The organism is Rhizobium sp. G187, assembly GCF_051549525.1.
Classification (GTDB): domain Bacteria; phylum Pseudomonadota; class Alphaproteobacteria; order Rhizobiales; family Rhizobiaceae; genus Allorhizobium.
The window spans coordinates 47,700-62,553 of the sequence record NZ_JBPUGM010000006.1; the positions used below are offsets into that span (position 1 = coordinate 47,700).

Sequence of the window (14,854 nt, forward strand, 5' to 3'; positions counted from 1 at the left end):
CAACTAGACACACCAACTGGAGCTGAACTTGAAGTTTACGAGAGACAATGGACTATCCGAGCGTCGCGGCACTGCCGCCGATGCCAAGGCTGCGCAGCTGGCCGCATTCCGTGCGGCGCGTGAGGCATCCTTGCCGGATCAGGAAGCACGTCAGGCCGAACGCGTCGCGATCGCTGAAGCGCGCGAACAGCGCCGGATCGAGCGTGAAGAAATGAAGGCCGCCGAACTGGCGCGCGCAAAGGCGGAAGCCGAAGAGCGGGAAGCCGCAGCCACTGCCGCTGCCCGTGCGGAAGCAGATGCGCGTGACGCAGCCGAAAACGGCCGCATCTCCCGCGTCATCGAAGACGAAGCGGCCCGCAAGGCTGAGCGCGATCGTCGCTATGCAGCCCGCAAGGCCCGTCAGCGCTGAACGAGCGGCATCGCTTTCGACGCTTGACCAACATTTCTGGTCAACGACGCGTGATCACCATCGAAATTAGTTATGATAAACACCATATCGGCGGAGTCGGGATCGCTTACGGTCCCCGCCGACATTGGAGTTTGATATGAAGATGAAGATCACGCTGGCTGTCGCACTCGCGGCAGCAACCCTTGGAGCAACCGCGGCAAGCGCCGGCGATTGGACGCCGAAGGAAATCCTGCTTGGCAAGCAGTATAATGGCAATGTCACGGCGATCCGCGTTGATCGCGGTGGTTTCGAGCGCCACACCTATCCCATGCAGGCCCGCTATCCGACCGGCAACTCGCTTGGACGGGCACAGGGCGAAGTGAAGGAAGATCCGAGCCTCGTCGCAGCCCTCGAAGCACGCGGCATCGCTCCGCATAATGTGCTCTGGGTACAGACCGCTTTCAATGGCGGCAAGGTCGTCTACTACCGCTGAATACCGACGATATGGAGGTCTCCGTTGCGAGGCCTCCGCCCTTATCCGGTGCAATGCGCCCAATTTCCCGACATGCGAGTATCATGATGTTGTGATAGCTTCCTTGGACAGAGTATCCAGGGAGGGATGTCATGCGCCTTGCTGTCTACAATGTCGAAAACCTGTTTGATCGCGCCAAGGCGATGAATCTGGACACCTGGGCGGAAGGCCGGCCAGTGTTGGAGAAATTCGCCGAGCTCAACGCCTTGCTGGGTGAGATCACCTACAGTGACAAAGACCGTCGCCGGATGGCAGAACTGGTGGTCGAACTCGGCATGGAAAAGAGCGATACCGGCCCCTTTGTCATCCTGCGCCGGAACCATGGAGGTCTTCTCGTGAGACCCAAGGCCGGTGGCGTCGAGATCACCGCGACCGGTCGTGCAGACTGGGTCGGCTCGCTGGAGCTTCGGGACGAGCCGATCAATGAACATGCCATGCGCAACACCGCTCGCGTCATCCGCGACCTGAAGGCCGACGTGCTGGGCGTGGTCGAGGCGGAAAGCCGGCCAGTTCTGAAAGCCTTCAACGACGAGATCCTGCCCTTCGTTGAGGGAACGGCCTTTCGCCATGTCATGCTGATCGACGGAAACGATGAGCGCGGCATTGATGTCGGCCTGCTCTCCGGGCCGGCATTTCCAATCGGCCGGATGCGAAGCCATGTTGATGACCGCCTGTCCGATGGCAGTGATCGCACGGTCTTTTCCAGAGACTGCCCCGAATTCGAGGTGACCACGGCGAAGGGGGAGCGGCTGCTCGTGATGGTCAACCACTTCAAGAGCAAGGGGTTCGGCGGCACGGCAGAGTCCAACCGGCGCCGCACGGCGCAGGCAACCCGGGTCGCCGAGATCTGCGCAGAACGACTGGCAGACGGCTGGGATTACATTGCTGTGGTGGGAGACTTGAACGATACGCCGGACAGTGATCCGCTGAAGCCTCTGGTCAAGGACAGTCCGATGCAGGACGTCTTTACCCACCCCTCTTTTGATAATGGTGGGTATGCCGGGACCTATGGTCTGTGCAATCCGTCCAACAAGATCGACTACATGCTGCTCTCGCCGAAACTCTTTGCAAAGGTAGACAAGGGCGGCATCGTCCGGACAGGCATGTGGCCTGGCTCCAAACCGAAGCGCTGGGATACCTATGAGGAATTGAAGAGGCCGCAGGACGCGGCCTCCGATCACGCGGCGCTGTGGGTCGATCTCGACCTTTGATTACGCCCATTCGCCCTTGCGCATGACAGGCACCTTGGAGCCATCGGCACGGATGCCGTCGATGTCGACCTTGTCCGAGCCGATCATCCAGTCGATATGGATGAGCGATGAATTGCCCCCTTGCGCCTTGATCTGCTCCTGGCTGAGCGAGGCCCCATCGAGGAAGCACTTCGAATAGCACTGGCCAAGCGCGATATGGCAGGAAGCATTTTCGTCGAACAGCGTGTTGTAGAAGAGCACGCCGGAGGCTGAGATTGGCGAAGAATGCGGCACCAGTGCCACTTCGCCGAGACGCCGTGCCCCTTCGTCAGTATCGAGCACCTTGTTGAGCACAGCCTCGCCCTTCGAAGCCTTGGCCTCAACGATACGGCCGCCTTCGAAGCGCACCTGGATATCGTCGATCAGCGTGCCCTGATGGCTGAGCGGCTTGGTCGAGGAGACATGACCTTCCACCTTCAGTGCATGCGGCGTGGTGAAGACTTCTTCGGTCGGAATGTTCGGATTGCAGGTGACGCCGTTCTTTGCTGTCGAGGCGCCGCCATGCCATTCATGCCCGTCGGCAAGGCCTACGGTGAGATCAGTACCCGGGCCAGTGAAATGGAGCGCCGAGAAACGTTCGCCATTCAGCCAGGTCGAACGCTTCCTCAGTTCCGCATTGTGCTCGGCCCAGGCGGCAATCGGGTCGTCGCGATCAACCCGCGAAGCAGCAAAGATGGCGTCAGCCAGCTTGCGCACGGCTTCTTCGATCGGCAGATCCGGGAACACGAGCTTTGCCCAGGACGGGTTGGGATAAGAGCAGATGTTCCAGTTGATGTCGAAATTGGAGATGTGCTCCAGCGCCGGTTTGTAGGCGATGGAATTCGCCTTGTTGGCGCGGCCGACCTTGATCGGGTCCTGCTCGGCGAGCAGCATCGGATTGTCGCCGGCAATGGCCAGACGCGCGGCCCCATTTTCATAGGCTTTGGCCATGCCGTCATAGAGCCAGTTCGAAGCTCGGTCAAAGCTGTCGTCGTGGCCGTGCCGATAGCGCGCAAGCGTGGTTTCCTCGTCGGAATAGAAGGTGGTGACGATGCCGGCACCCGCCCGGTAAGCATGGGCCGTAATCAGGCGCACCAGCGGCACGGCGGCAAGCGGAGCGGTCAGAACGAGATCCTGACCTTGTTGCAGCTGCAGGCCGACCTTGATCGCCACCTCGGCAAGCTTGTCGAGTTTGACGGGATCGATGGAGGTGGAAAAATCGGGAAGGGTCATGGAGGCATTCCTGTTTTGACAGTCACGTCAGACTTAAGGGCAAAGTTGGCGAAGTCCAGACTGAGGCAGACGATCAGGCTGTAAGGTGGGCGGCGATCGCGCCCAACGCCGCAAGCGCATCCCTTGGTGAAAGGCGGATCTGCAGGCCGCGCTGTCCGCCATTCATGTAAACGAACACCTCTTCCATCGCCGATATCTCGATCGCTGTCGGGACCTGCTTCTTCTGTCCAAAGGGGCTGATGCCCCCGACCACGAAGCCAGTGAGCTTTTCGGCATTGGCCGGTTTCATCATCGCCGCCGACTTGCCTCCAAAGGCGCTGGCCAGCTTCTTCATCGACACCTCCTTGTCAGAGGGGACGACAACGCAAACAGGCTTGCCGTCGAGCTCGGCCATCAGTGTTTTCAAAACGCGAGAGGGGTGCTCGCCGATCGCCTCGGCCGCCTGCAACCCGATGCGCTCGGCATTCGGGTCATAGTCATAGGTCGCGGTGGTATAGGCCACACCGGCCTTGTCGAGAAACTGTGTGGCGCGTGTGGTCTTGGCCATGGGATCAGGCCTTGAAGGTCTGCTGATAGATCTCGGGCTTGAAGCCGACCGTGAGCGTGCCGTCCACATCCAGCACCGGCCGCTTGATCATCGACGGCTGCTCCAGCATCAGCGCCTTGGCCTTTGCCGCATCGAGATCCGCTTTCTGCGCGTCGTCGAGCTTCTTGAAGGTTGTTCCGGCCTTGTTCAGCAACACTTCCCAACCGACCTGGCCGATCCAGGTGTCGAGGGTTGCCGCATCGATGCCCTTGGCCTTGTAATCGTGGAAGTCATGCGCGACCCCATGATCGTCCAGCCAGGTGCGCGCCTTCTTCATTGTGTCGCAGTTCTTGATGCCGTAGATCGTTGCCATTCTTTTCGTTCCTCAACAGTCCGGGCGAGAGATAGCAAAGCGCCTACCCGATTCCTAGCGGTGCCTTACCGCCGACTTCTACCACTACGACAGGGAATTCCTCAGACGGGCGGCGACTCGCATCATCAACGAAGTCCGGTGTATCAACCGCGTCGTCTACGAGTTGACCTCGAAGCCGCCGGGCACGATCGAGTGGGAGTGAGGCGAACGCCTCAGGCTCAGTAAACCAATGAAACGGAGGGCTATCGCCCTCCGTTTTTCTTATGTCCTTTAGAAGGAGAAGGACTGCTGCGCCGGCGTCGTGTCTGGCAATTCGACACCTTCCAGCTCCAGCATTCGCAACTTCGAATCTGATCCGCCGGGGGCGGAAAAGCCGCCGATCTTTCGTCCTGCCGCGAGAACCCGGTGACATGGGATGATCAGCGGGATCGGGTTCTTGGCCATGGCCTGGCCGACCGTCCACGCGCCTGCCGGCCCAAACTGAAGCTCTCCGGCGAGGCCGCCATAGGTCGTCGTGCTGCCCCAGCCAAGACGGCGGGTGGCCATATAGATCTCGCGGTACAGTTCCGTTTGGGCGGAAAGGTCAAGGCGCAGATCGGAGAAGTCGCTGCGTTCGCCTTCGAAGTAGGCTCGCACGCGATCGATGACGACAGCGATTTCAGGGATCGGAGACGCGCGCTCCGCCCCCGCGAAACGTCGGCGTATGGCGCGCTCTGCCTGCTCCGTCTCGTCACCCGGCAGGTGAAAGCCGCAAATTCCTTCATCGCTCCAGGCGATCGCGCAGGTGCCACTCTTAGTTTCGAACACAGCAAACGCGTGGTTGGTCACCATCATCAAGCATCCTCTCCTGACGGTACAGGTTGGCCCGCTTCACGTGATCGATCAACCCGATTCATGCCTGGACCGCAAAGACTTTCAACGGGTGTGCAGGGCAGCCAAGCAGTCGGCTTGCCAGCCTTTCCCCGACGCGCCAAACCAGAAAACCAGCCATTTTTGGACGATACGACAGATTGCCACTTCCTCTGCAAGGATTATGCTGCACCGCATCATCTGCATCACTTCGCATAACCGTGACACTGCCAACTCCCGGAGGGACTATGCGAATAGAGTTTCGTCTCGGCCTGATCCTTGCCGTCTGTTTCGTATTCGGCCTGCTGATTGCAGGTTACATCTCCTACACACTGGAGTTTCGCCAGGCCCGGAGCGAGGTCAACGAAAAGTCCCGCGTTCTGCTGGAAATGGGGCTTGCCATGCGAAACTACACAAGCAGTCAGTTGGCGCCGATCGTCCGGAAACTCGGTTATGAAGAGTTTCATCCCCAGATGGTGCCGTCCTATGGGGCGCAGACGACGCTGGCCTTGCTGCGCAAAGAATTTCCCGACTATCGTTATCGCGAGGCATCGCTCAATCCGACCAATATCGCGGACCGGGCGAACGACTGGGAGGTAACGCTGCTCCAGGATTTCCAGAGAGATGCGGGCCTTGCCGAACTTTCCGGCGAGGCGGGCGAAGGCGCCGAGCGCCGCTACTTTCTCGCACGGCCACTACGCATGCCCAGCGAGGCCTGCCTCCAGTGCCACTCGACACCACAGGTGGCGCCGGCCTCAATGGTGGCGAAATACGGTAACAATGGCTTTGGTTGGCGGATGGGTGACGTGATTGGAATGCAGCTGGTTGAAGTGCCGGTGGCTGGTCCCAACACGCAGGCTGCCAGAAGCCTTGCCGTGACCATCGGCGCCCTGACCTGCGTCTTCGTCCTGTCCCTTGCTGTCTTCCTGCTGTTGTTGCGCCGCTATGTCACGCACCCGCTTGAGACCATTACGCGGCAGACCATCGAAACCAGCCTTGGCTCCCACTGGCAGACGGCGGAGCCGAGGGTGCGGATGAACGGGCAGTTCTACGATCTCGAGCAGTCGATTTCCCGTTTGCGGATCAGCCTCAACGAGGCGCTGCGTCTGTTCCCAGACCTGGGCGGTAGAAAGAGGGAGCCATGAGTTATCTGCTTTCGGCCCTCTTGGTGGCATCGACCGCGCTCACATGGTTGCTCTTTGTTACGCTGGCGCCTGACAGTGCCGCCTGGGGCCCCGTTCTGCGTGATAGCGCCTGCTTTCTCACGGCGCTCAGCGTGGCGCGCTTCGTCGAACTCTTGATCGCAGGTCTTGTCGACGACAGCGACGGAAACAGTCGTACAACGGATCTCGTCAAGGTCATAAGCTCGATCGTGATCTATGCCTCGGCCATGCTGTTCTGGCTGCATTACGGCATGCACTTTGATATCACCAATCTCCTTGCAACCTCGGCCATTGTTTCGCTCGTTCTCGGCTTTGCGTTACAGAACACGCTGGGCAATCTGTTCTCGGGTCTATCCCTGGAGCTGGAGCGGCCCTTGCGGGTCGGCGACTTTATCCGCAAGGGGCCTGTGGAGGGCGAGGTCGTGGCGCTGAAATGGCGTTCGATTTTCCTGCGCACACCCGATGGAAGCTCGGTGGTCTTGCCCAACAGCACGCTGGCGACCGACGCCGTTGAAGTGGTGCGGCGCGGAGACCCTGTACGCAGGACCCTGAACTTTCTCGTGCCCGATCATGTCCCACCCATGCGCGTCTTCAAGGTCGCAGAAGCCGTTTTCGATCGCGGAGTACCCGGCCTCCTTACCGACCCTTTGCCTTCCATCGTCCTGCTCGGCCCGCTCGCCGAAACGGGTGTGATGCGCTACGCCTTGCGCGCGCATACTACGAAGCCGATTGATGCGACATCGCTCGGTTCGAGGCTCCTTACCACCTTGTGGTATGCATTCGACCGGGAAGGTATCGCCATGACCGGCGATGGGCACGACACAAGGGCGCCGGTCCGCCTTGCCGTCCCGTCATTCCCCGAGGAGATCGTCCGATCCGGACGCCTGCTCAGGTTTGGTCCGGGAGAGACCGTTGCACCAGATCTGGCCGGCTTTGTCGTTGATGGTGGGCTGCATGAAGAGGTGCTGCCGCACGAGATCGACCTTGACGCGGAACTCGCGCCGATCCTTGATGCACTCCTGGATTCCTCCCGCTCACCCCAGATGCCGCTCGCGATTATCCGTGATGTTGCCCGTCAGGCGGCGCTCTTTCTGGGGCCGGTCGCCTTCACCCTCGCGGACCACTATGGAAGCCTCACGACAGATCCTTATCTGCTGTACCATGCGCTCGCCTCCCGCATTCCTGCTCCAGCTGACAGGGAGCGTTTCCTGTCGAGATCCCCGGACCGTCCGCTCCGGCATCTGGCGGAAGGTGACGCCTTCGGTTGGGCCGGTCGGCTGCAGCTGGAACCGGTCGCGACGCGCAAGCGCACCGTCGTTCACTCGGCTGATCTTCTCGTTTTTGACGCCGAAACCCAATCCATATTGGCGGAACATCTGGCAGGGGCTGCTTTGCGGGGTCGGATATTGGCGTCAATGCCGAGCCTGAAGGCGAATATTCAGGGTGCCATGCTGGCCGACCTTCTCGCAGGAACCAAGCGTCAACGGGCATGATCGACGGTAGGCGAAATGAAAAGGGGCCACCTTTCGGCAGCCCCTTTCACACTGTCTCGTCAGAACCTTATTCCCACTCGATCGTGCCTGGCGGCTTCGACGTCACGTCGTAGACGACGCGGTTGATGCCACGGACCTCGTTGATGATGCGGGTGGCAGCCCGTCCGAGGAATTCCATGTCGTAGTGGTAGAAGTCGGCGGTCATGCCGTCGACCGAGGTTACGGCACGCAGCGCGCAGACGAATTCATAGGTGCGGCCATCGCCCATGACGCCGACGGTCTGGACGGGCAGGAGCACGGCAAAGGCCTGCCAGATGGCGTCATAGAGGCCGGCCTTGCGGATCTCGTCGAGATAGATCGCATCGGCTTCGCGCAGAATGTCCAGCTTCTCGCGGGTGATGCCGCCCGGGCAGCGGATGGCAAGGCCCGGACCGGGGAAGGGGTGGCGGCCAATGAATGAGTCAGGCAGGCCAAGCTCGCGGCCGAGCACGCGGACTTCATCCTTGAAGAGTTCACGCAAGGGTTCGACGAGCTGCATCTTCATGCGCTCGGGCAGGCCGCCGACATTGTGGTGGCTCTTGATCGTCACCGAGGGGCCGCCGGTGAAGGAGACGCTTTCGATGACGTCGGGATACAGCGTGCCCTGACCAAGGAAATCGGCGCCACCGAGCTTCTTGGCTTCTTCCTCGAAGGTCTCGATGAACAGGCGGCCGATGATCTTGCGCTTGGTTTCCGGGTCCGACACGCCCTCCAGTTCGCCGACGAACTTGTCGACGGCGTCTACATGGATGAGGTGCAGGTTGTAGTGTTCCTTGAACATGGCAACGACATCGGCTGCCTCGTTCTTGCGCATCAGACCGTGGTCAACCAGGATGCAGGTCAGCTGATCGCCGACGGCCTCGTGGATCAGGAGCGCTGCGACCGAACTATCGACGCCGCCAGACAGCGCGCAGATGACGCGCTTGTCGCCAACCTGAGCACGGATCTGCTCGACCGCCTTCTGGCGATAGGCATGCATGGTCCAGTCGCCCTTCAGGCCTGCGACATTGTGCACGAAGTTCTGGATCAGCTTCGCACCATCAGGCGTGTGAACCACTTCCGGGTGGAACTGCACGGCATAATACTTGCGCGCTTCGTCTGCGATGAAGGCGAAGGGCGCGTTAGACGATGTGGCCAGAACGCGGAAGCCTGGGGGAATTGCTGTGACGCGGTCGCCATGGCTCATCCAGACCTGATGGCGAGAGCCGACAGACCAGAGGCCTTCGAAGAGGGAGCAATCCTGCTCGACCTCAAGGAAGGCGCGACCGAATTCGCGGTGATGGCCACCCTCTACCTTGCCGCCAAGCTGGGCGCACATGGTCTGCTGGCCGTAGCAGATGCCGAAGATCGGCAGGCCGCTGTCAAAAAGCACCTGCGGTGTGCGTGGGCTGCCTTCATCCAGCGTGGAAGCTGGGCCTCCCGACAGGATGATGGCCTTCGGCTTCAGGCGATTGAAGCCGTCTTCAGCGGATTGGAAGGGGACGATTTCGCAATACACGCCGGATTCACGAACGCGGCGGGCGATCAGCTGCGTTACCTGGCTGCCGAAATCGACGATGAGAACACTGTCGGGATGTGCTGTCTGGGTCATGGCGAGCCTTTAAAGAAAAAGGGGCCATCTTTCAATGGCCGAATGCCGGCAGATCCTGGATTTTTTGTGCAGCCGCTCAGAACCAGAATACGCCATCTTCCAACGCGGTCTGCAGGCTGTCGACTGCAAGCGCGAGCTTCTTGTCGATCACATGCAGATACTGCGTCCAGTCGTCGATATGGTTGACGTCGTGTCGGCCGTCGGAAATGCCGCGCAAGCCGATCAGCGGTATCTCGAAGGTCTGGCACGCACGAAGGATCGCAAAGGTTTCCATGTCGACCATGTCCTCGGCAATGCCCTCGTAGGCGGCGCCGGACACGACATTGGCGCCCGTCGAAAGACTGGCTGTCGGAAGTCCGGGGATCCGGAGCGGCAGTTCGACGGCAACCGGCAGATCAAGGAAGGGCGTCTTGCCTTTCTCAAAGCCGAAAGCGGAGGCATCCATGTCGCGATAGGACACGGCCGAGGCCTGGTAGATCTCAGCCTGTTCAAGCTTTGCCGAACCGGCAGATCCCAGCGATACGACGAGATCCGGCAGGTCTCCGTGGTGTGCCAGCCGGGCGAGTTCCCGTGTCAGCACGACGGCTGCCTCGACCGGCCCGACGCCCGTCATCAGCGGCGAGATGCGCGTGCGCAGGAAGACGCCATATTCGGCATCCGCGGCCATGACGAACAGGACGTTCTTGCCCGCGATCGACTTCATCTCGTAGATCATCCGGAAATTCCCTCTCGTCCGCGGATCACCATCATCGTGCTGGTCATGGATGCAATCAGTTTGGCCGGTCCGTCGGTCAGCGCATAACCGCGTCCGTCGGCAACGATGATGTTCGTACCCGGCTTGGTGATTTCGCCGCGAAACAGGAACCTCTCACCGCGTCCGGGCGACATCAGATTGACCTTGAATTCAATCGTCAGAAGCGATGCATCGGGTTCGATCACCGTATGGGCGGCATAGCTACAGGCGGTGTCGAGGGCAGCGGAAATCACACCGGCATGCAGGAAGCCGTGCTGCTGCGTCAGTTTTTCGTCAAAGGAGAGCTCGATCTCGACCACGCCGGGGCTCACGCTGGACAAGGTGGCGCCAAGCGTCTTCATTGCTCCCTGGCGCGCAAAACTCTCGCGAATGCGCGTCTCTGCCGCGTCTTGATCGATATCCACCATTCACCCCGTCCTTTTGGCGGGGAAGGTGGCACGACCTTCGATATCAGGCAAGCTTGCGGTCAGACGAAATCAGTTGAGGAACGCGATGCTGAGGTTGAGCAGGCTCGCGAAACCGACCCAGGCCAGATAGGGCGCGAAAAGGAGGGGCGAAACCCGATCAACCGGCTTCGCCGTGATCATGAAGGCAATGATCGTCGCCAACATGCCGGTGATCACGACTAGGCCCAGTTCCGGGTTCTGCAGGCCGAAGAAGGCGGGTGACCAAAGCAGGTTGAAGGCCATCTGGGCAAACCAGAGCTGCATCGCAGCCGATTTCGGCGCACGCTGCCAGATGCGGGCACCGGCTACGCCGATCAATACATAGAGGATCGTCCAGACAGGACCGAAGAGCCAGGCTGGCGGGTTGAAGAATGGCTTCTCCAGAGCCTGATACCAGTCGCCAGGGCCATTCGAGAGCCCTGAGAGGATCCCGGCAGTGACTACGATAACGATGAAGACAGCATAAGTGATGATGGTGCGCATAAGCACGATCTAGGGCGGTCCGGACTGCTTGGCCAGCCCCCTTCAGTCCAAGGCCAGGATCTGCTCAGAGGCGGACAATATGCTGGTCCCAGGCAACGGCCGCCGTTTGGCCGAGGAAGTCGCCGCGATAGGACGAGACGGCAAAGCTGTTTGGCGAGGCGGCGATGCCGGCCGCATCTGCAAGCACGGTCTCGGACAGAAGCCGACCATCGCGCCCGTCCAGCACGGCCCAGAGACCGTTCTTTGGCGAAGCGATGCCGACAAGGCCTTCTCTCTTGTTGACCGCAATCGCACCAACATAATTGCCGAGCCGATCGGTTGTCGCATCGGGCAACTGAACGAAAGATAGTGCCTGCCCCTTGGCGAAATGGCCGACGAGTGGCGGCCGGTCGGTGCGAGGGCCCTCGTACTGGCAGGCGAACCAGACCTTGCCATCGGCTGCGATATCGAGGTGCCGGGTGGAGAGCCGGCTGAGTTCGGCCGGAAGGATGTGCTTTTCGATCAGTGTCCCGGTTCTGGCATCGGCGAGCACCAGGGACGGTTCCATATGGTCGAGGTTCAGCTTGGTGCGGCCGAAATCGGGATGGGTTTCGATCCCGCCATTGGCAATCACCAGCAAGCCCTCCGGGGTGACTGTGATGTCATGGGTGCCGATGCCATGCGCCGGAACTTCGCCCACCCGCTCGAAGCCGGCGATGCAATCATAGACGCCGATTACGCCGGCATTGGCGTCAAAATCGTTTTCGCTGGCGTAGAAAAGCCGGCCATCCGGCGAAAATGCGCCATGGCCGAAATAGTGTCGCCCCTCGGGCGCGCTGATGATGCGTGGTTGAACACGTTTTTCAGAATCGAAGACCACGGCAAATGTACCCGGGCGTCGGGCAAAGGCGACAGAGAGGCCGTTGACCGGGCTGTGGCAGAGGCCATGGATGCGACCGGGAAGGCTGATCTCATCAATCAGAGCGCCGGCTTCGCTGACGAGCCCGATGGCAAAGCTGCCATCCGGCCGCTTCAATCCCGATGCATAGACAGCGTCGGCCTGCGAAAGCGCGAATGCACCGCGGGGTGCAAGGCCCGCGAGGAAGGCAAGTCCGGCCGAGCGGATAAAGGCGCGACGATCGATAAGCGGGCTGCCAATCATCTCAGTCGCCGTCAGAGAAGGAGAAGCCGGCAGCAAGGCCGATCCCGCCGCCGAGATCGTTGTTGAGGCGCAGGATGAGGTCGCGGCTGTTCAGCAGCAGGAAGTCGAGCTTGGCGATCTGGGCCGGGTCCTCGAAGACGTGTGCGACATCAGGCTTGATGTCGCCGGAGACCCGCGACAGGGACCGCGCCACGAAATCGGTCGAGGAAACGACCGAGCGATTGCCTTCGGGCAGAAGCTCGGCCATGCCCGAACGGTCGAGAAGGTCGCGCAGGCCTTCGATATTGGCGGTGATCGAACGGAAGGTATTGCCCGACCGCCAATAGATCGCCTGACGCGGCAGCGCCTTCTTTGGCTCCCCCTTGTAGAAGTTTTCAATTCGCTGGTCGCGGATTGTTTCGGCCGCATGCACCAGGACGCCCAGCAGCTCCTTGGCTGCCTCCGCCTCATCGCGGTAGAGCGGATTGCTTGGTCCAGGCATCTTCCAGGCAGCCGCCACACCATCGGGCGCATCCCAGGCTGCGGAGAGCTCTGCACCAAGGCGCTGTAGATTGGCCGCGATCGCCGTACCATACTGGCAGCGATAGCGGCCCTCAGTGGTCGAGAGCGTCTCCGCATCGGTGCCGAACAGCACGAATTCCAACGCGCCGAGCCCCTGCATGGCGACGCTCTTGTCCTTCAGCGTGTCAACAGAGGTCACGCTCGGATCGGGCTTGGCGAGCGCCGCCTGCACCTGCTTGAGGCCGGTGCCCTTGCGGTCGGGAAAGAAAAGAATGCGTTCGAAGCGGTTGCCTTCAATCACAGGACCGACACGGACGATCTCGATCCGAGACCAGGCCTCGACGAGATCGCCGAAGGTCGATTGCGCATTCATCAGGCTTTCCGCCGATGGCGCATCGCAGAGCAAAGCCATGGATTCCTCCATGGTATCGGCATCTTCAGTGAAATGGCGGTAGCCAGGGCGGATGAAGTCATCGACGGCGCGCGCCATCACTGCCGGCACCTTTGCCGCATCGAGGACGCCCACACTCGTCTCCGTCTCCTGGGCGGGTGCCGGGAGCGGCAGAAGGGCGATGGAAGCGAGAAGGGCAAATCGTGTAAAGAACCGCATCAAAGTGACTCCAGAAACGTGATCAGGGCCTTGCGGTCCTCAATATTGGCGGCGGCAAAGGCATTGCGGGCGGCTTCTGCTTCGCCACCATGCCAGAGAATGGCCTCGGTCAGATTGCGCGCCCTGCCGTCATGCAGGAAGAAAGTATGCCCGCTGACGACCTCTGTGAGACCGATACCCCAGAGCGGAGGGGTGCGCCACTCCCGGCCGGTGGCATCGCCGACCGCCTGGCCATCGGCGAGACCTTCGCCCATGTCATGCAGAAGGAAGTCGGAATAGGGCCATACCAGCTGGAAAGCCTGTGCTTTGTTTTCGGCACGGCGGCTGGTGACGAATTTCGGTCGGTGACAGGCGATGCAGCCGCTCTCGTAAAACAATTGCTTGCCGCGAAGCACAGCGCCGCTGTCGACGTCGCGGCGCTTCGGCGCGGCAAGGTTCTTTGCATAGAAGGTGACAAGGTCGAGCACCGGATCGGGCGCCTCCGTATCGCCAAGGCGTGGCTGAACGCCGGTCGCGGCGGCAAGACAGTTCTGCTGACGTAACGTACAGTCACCGAAATGACGCGGATCATCAGGAGTCGATAGGCCGATATCGCCGGCAAAGGCGCTGGCGCTCTGGTCGCGCACCGATGCATTCTGCGCCTTCCAGCCGAAGCGCCCGAGTTTGATTTCTCCGGTGCGATGGTCGCGCGCGCGGGCAACTCGGCCGGAAATCCCATCCTTGTTCCGGTCATCGGGGTCGGCCAATGCGACAATGTCATCATCCGCAATCGCCTCGATCAACCCCAGCCCAATCATGGGATTGGCGATGCGCGGCGAAAGCACGGTGGCCGGATCGAGTGGGCCGTAACTCAGGTCGGCCACGGAATAGGTCGGCCGGCGCAACATCACCGTTTCCCCGCCAGCAAGCGTGACGGGTTCTTCCTGATAGCTGATCACCATACGACCTTCGGCGGCAAGACCCGGCACGGCCTGATCCTGCAACTGGCCGCCATAGACGGGATCAGGAAGCGAGGCGATCTCAAGCCGCTCAAGCTTTGCTTTCTCTTCGGGCGTTGTCGGAGGGCGTGCAAGCCTGAGGAACATTGAGGTCTGGTCGCGATCCCCTTCCGGTGGATGGCCACGGCCATCCTTGAGGTGACAGCTCTGGCAGGCGCGTGCGTTGAACAGGGGGCCCAGTCCGTCGGACGCCTGGGTGGAGGAGGGGGAAGAGACCCAGAGCTTGCGGAAAAGGGCATTGCCGAGCTTGAAGTCCTGCTCTTCGGCAAAGGTGATGTTGGTGGAGAATTGCGAAAAGGAATCGGCATTGACGCCGTGTGTCGAGGTGCCCGCACCGCCCTGCATCAGCTCGAAGCTTTCAGCCTTGCTGAAATCGCTTGTAGGACGCGTGACCGCTGCCACCCGGGCGCGGTCCTTCGGCGAAAGGTCCGGGCGCAGCGAAGGCTCGCTTGCATGGGCGGGTCCGGACAGGACGCCTGCCGACATGACAAGAAGCAGGCTCGCT

Annotated in this window: 16 protein-coding genes and 1 pseudogene; 6 read left to right on the forward strand and 11 right to left on the reverse strand. The window is 60.9% G+C overall.

Annotation, left to right across the window (positions count from 1 at the left end):
* The first annotated feature begins 28 nt into the window (after positions 1–28).
* The 3 genes from ACSV9I_RS17155 (at position 29) to ACSV9I_RS17165 (ending at position 2,131) form a co-directional block, all read left to right on the forward strand.
* Positions 29–409, forward strand: a complete 381-nt coding sequence (locus tag ACSV9I_RS17155) for a DUF6481 family protein (protein ID WP_054156340.1) — start codon at positions 29–31, stop codon at positions 407–409.
* A 136-nt stretch (positions 410–545) separates the two neighbouring features.
* Entirely contained in the window at positions 546–881 is a 336-nt protein-coding gene (locus ACSV9I_RS17160; RefSeq protein ID WP_156318437.1) for a hypothetical protein, read from the forward strand.
* 131 nt (positions 882–1,012) lie between these two features.
* Positions 1,013–2,131 carry an endonuclease/exonuclease/phosphatase family protein gene (locus ACSV9I_RS17165; RefSeq protein WP_438330068.1) on the forward strand — a complete coding sequence of 373 codons (1,119 nt, stop codon included), beginning with the start codon at positions 1,013–1,015 and terminating at the stop codon, positions 2,129–2,131.
* On the opposite strand, the gene ACSV9I_RS17170 is transcribed toward ACSV9I_RS17165, so the two are convergent.
* The 3 genes from ACSV9I_RS17170 to ACSV9I_RS17180 all read right to left on the reverse strand — a co-directional run bounded on the left by ACSV9I_RS17170 (position 2,132) and on the right by ACSV9I_RS17180 (position 4,281).
* The gene (locus ACSV9I_RS17170) at positions 2,132–3,382 is read right to left on the reverse strand and encodes an aminopeptidase (protein WP_438330069.1); all 1,251 of its coding nucleotides are present in this window, start codon (positions 3,380–3,382) and stop codon (positions 2,132–2,134) included.
* A gap of 73 nt (positions 3,383–3,455) precedes the next feature.
* Positions 3,456–3,929: a Cys-tRNA(Pro) deacylase gene (gene ybaK, locus ACSV9I_RS17175; RefSeq protein WP_054156336.1), complete on the reverse strand. Its 474-nt coding sequence runs from the start codon at positions 3,927–3,929 to the stop codon at positions 3,456–3,458.
* A 4-nt stretch (positions 3,930–3,933) separates the two neighbouring features.
* Entirely contained in the window at positions 3,934–4,281 is a 348-nt protein-coding gene (locus ACSV9I_RS17180; RefSeq protein WP_438330070.1) for an ArsC family reductase, read from the reverse strand.
* Positions 4,282–4,345: 64 nt separating this feature from the next.
* Here ACSV9I_RS17180 and ACSV9I_RS17185 point away from each other — a divergent pair.
* Positions 4,346–4,483: pseudogene (locus tag ACSV9I_RS17185) on the forward strand (GMP synthase); the annotation flags it as partial.
* 68 nt (positions 4,484–4,551) lie between these two features.
* On the opposite strand, the gene ACSV9I_RS17190 reads toward ACSV9I_RS17185, so the two are convergent.
* Positions 4,552–5,115, reverse strand: coding sequence for a methylated-DNA--[protein]-cysteine S-methyltransferase (locus ACSV9I_RS17190; protein WP_438330071.1), 564 nt, complete (start codon positions 5,113–5,115; stop codon positions 4,552–4,554).
* Between the two features lie 263 nt (positions 5,116–5,378).
* Between ACSV9I_RS17190 and ACSV9I_RS17195 the strand changes: the two genes are divergently transcribed.
* Together ACSV9I_RS17195 and ACSV9I_RS17200 are read left to right on the forward strand one after the other, a co-directional pair.
* On the forward strand, positions 5,379–6,275 hold the full coding sequence (locus ACSV9I_RS17195) for a Tll0287-like domain-containing protein (protein ID WP_438330072.1): 897 nt from the start codon (positions 5,379–5,381) through the stop codon (positions 6,273–6,275).
* Complete coding sequence (locus tag ACSV9I_RS17200) at positions 6,272–7,786, forward strand: mechanosensitive ion channel family protein (protein ID WP_438330073.1); 1,515 nt, start codon at positions 6,272–6,274, stop codon at positions 7,784–7,786. Before ACSV9I_RS17195 ends, ACSV9I_RS17200 begins: the two co-directional genes overlap by 4 nt.
* Before the next feature lie 67 nt (positions 7,787–7,853).
* Here the strand turns inward: ACSV9I_RS17200 and guaA are convergent, their stop codons facing one another.
* The 7 genes from guaA to ACSV9I_RS17235 form a co-directional block, all read right to left on the reverse strand.
* Positions 7,854–9,416 (reverse strand): glutamine-hydrolyzing GMP synthase, encoded by a 1,563-nt coding sequence (gene guaA / locus ACSV9I_RS17205; protein WP_438330074.1) that lies wholly within the window; start codon positions 9,414–9,416, stop codon positions 7,854–7,856.
* Positions 9,417–9,492: 76 nt separating this feature from the next.
* Positions 9,493–10,131 (reverse strand): 5'-methylthioadenosine/S-adenosylhomocysteine nucleosidase, encoded by a 639-nt coding sequence (locus ACSV9I_RS17210; protein WP_438330075.1) that lies wholly within the window; start codon positions 10,129–10,131, stop codon positions 9,493–9,495.
* Positions 10,128–10,577 (reverse strand): PaaI family thioesterase, encoded by a 450-nt coding sequence (locus ACSV9I_RS17215; protein ID WP_054156330.1) that lies wholly within the window; start codon positions 10,575–10,577, stop codon positions 10,128–10,130. The genes ACSV9I_RS17210 and ACSV9I_RS17215 overlap by 4 nt, the downstream gene beginning before the upstream one ends.
* A 69-nt stretch (positions 10,578–10,646) precedes the next feature.
* Positions 10,647–11,099 carry a TspO/MBR family protein gene (locus tag ACSV9I_RS17220; RefSeq protein ID WP_438330076.1) on the reverse strand — a complete coding sequence of 151 codons (453 nt, stop codon included), beginning with the start codon at positions 11,097–11,099 and terminating at the stop codon, positions 10,647–10,649.
* A 64-nt stretch (positions 11,100–11,163) separates the two neighbouring features.
* Positions 11,164–12,240 carry a DUF1513 domain-containing protein gene (locus ACSV9I_RS17225; RefSeq protein WP_438330077.1) on the reverse strand — a complete coding sequence of 359 codons (1,077 nt, stop codon included), beginning with the start codon at positions 12,238–12,240 and terminating at the stop codon, positions 11,164–11,166.
* Position 12,241: 1 nt separating this feature from the next.
* Complete coding sequence (locus ACSV9I_RS17230; protein WP_438330078.1) at positions 12,242–13,351, reverse strand: imelysin family protein; 1,110 nt, start codon at positions 13,349–13,351, stop codon at positions 12,242–12,244.
* The gene (locus ACSV9I_RS17235; RefSeq protein WP_438330233.1) at positions 13,351–14,835 is read right to left on the reverse strand and encodes a di-heme oxidoredictase family protein; all 1,485 of its coding nucleotides are present in this window, start codon (positions 14,833–14,835) and stop codon (positions 13,351–13,353) included. The genes ACSV9I_RS17230 and ACSV9I_RS17235 overlap by 1 nt, the downstream gene beginning before the upstream one ends.
* Positions 14,836–14,854 lie beyond the last annotated feature (19 nt).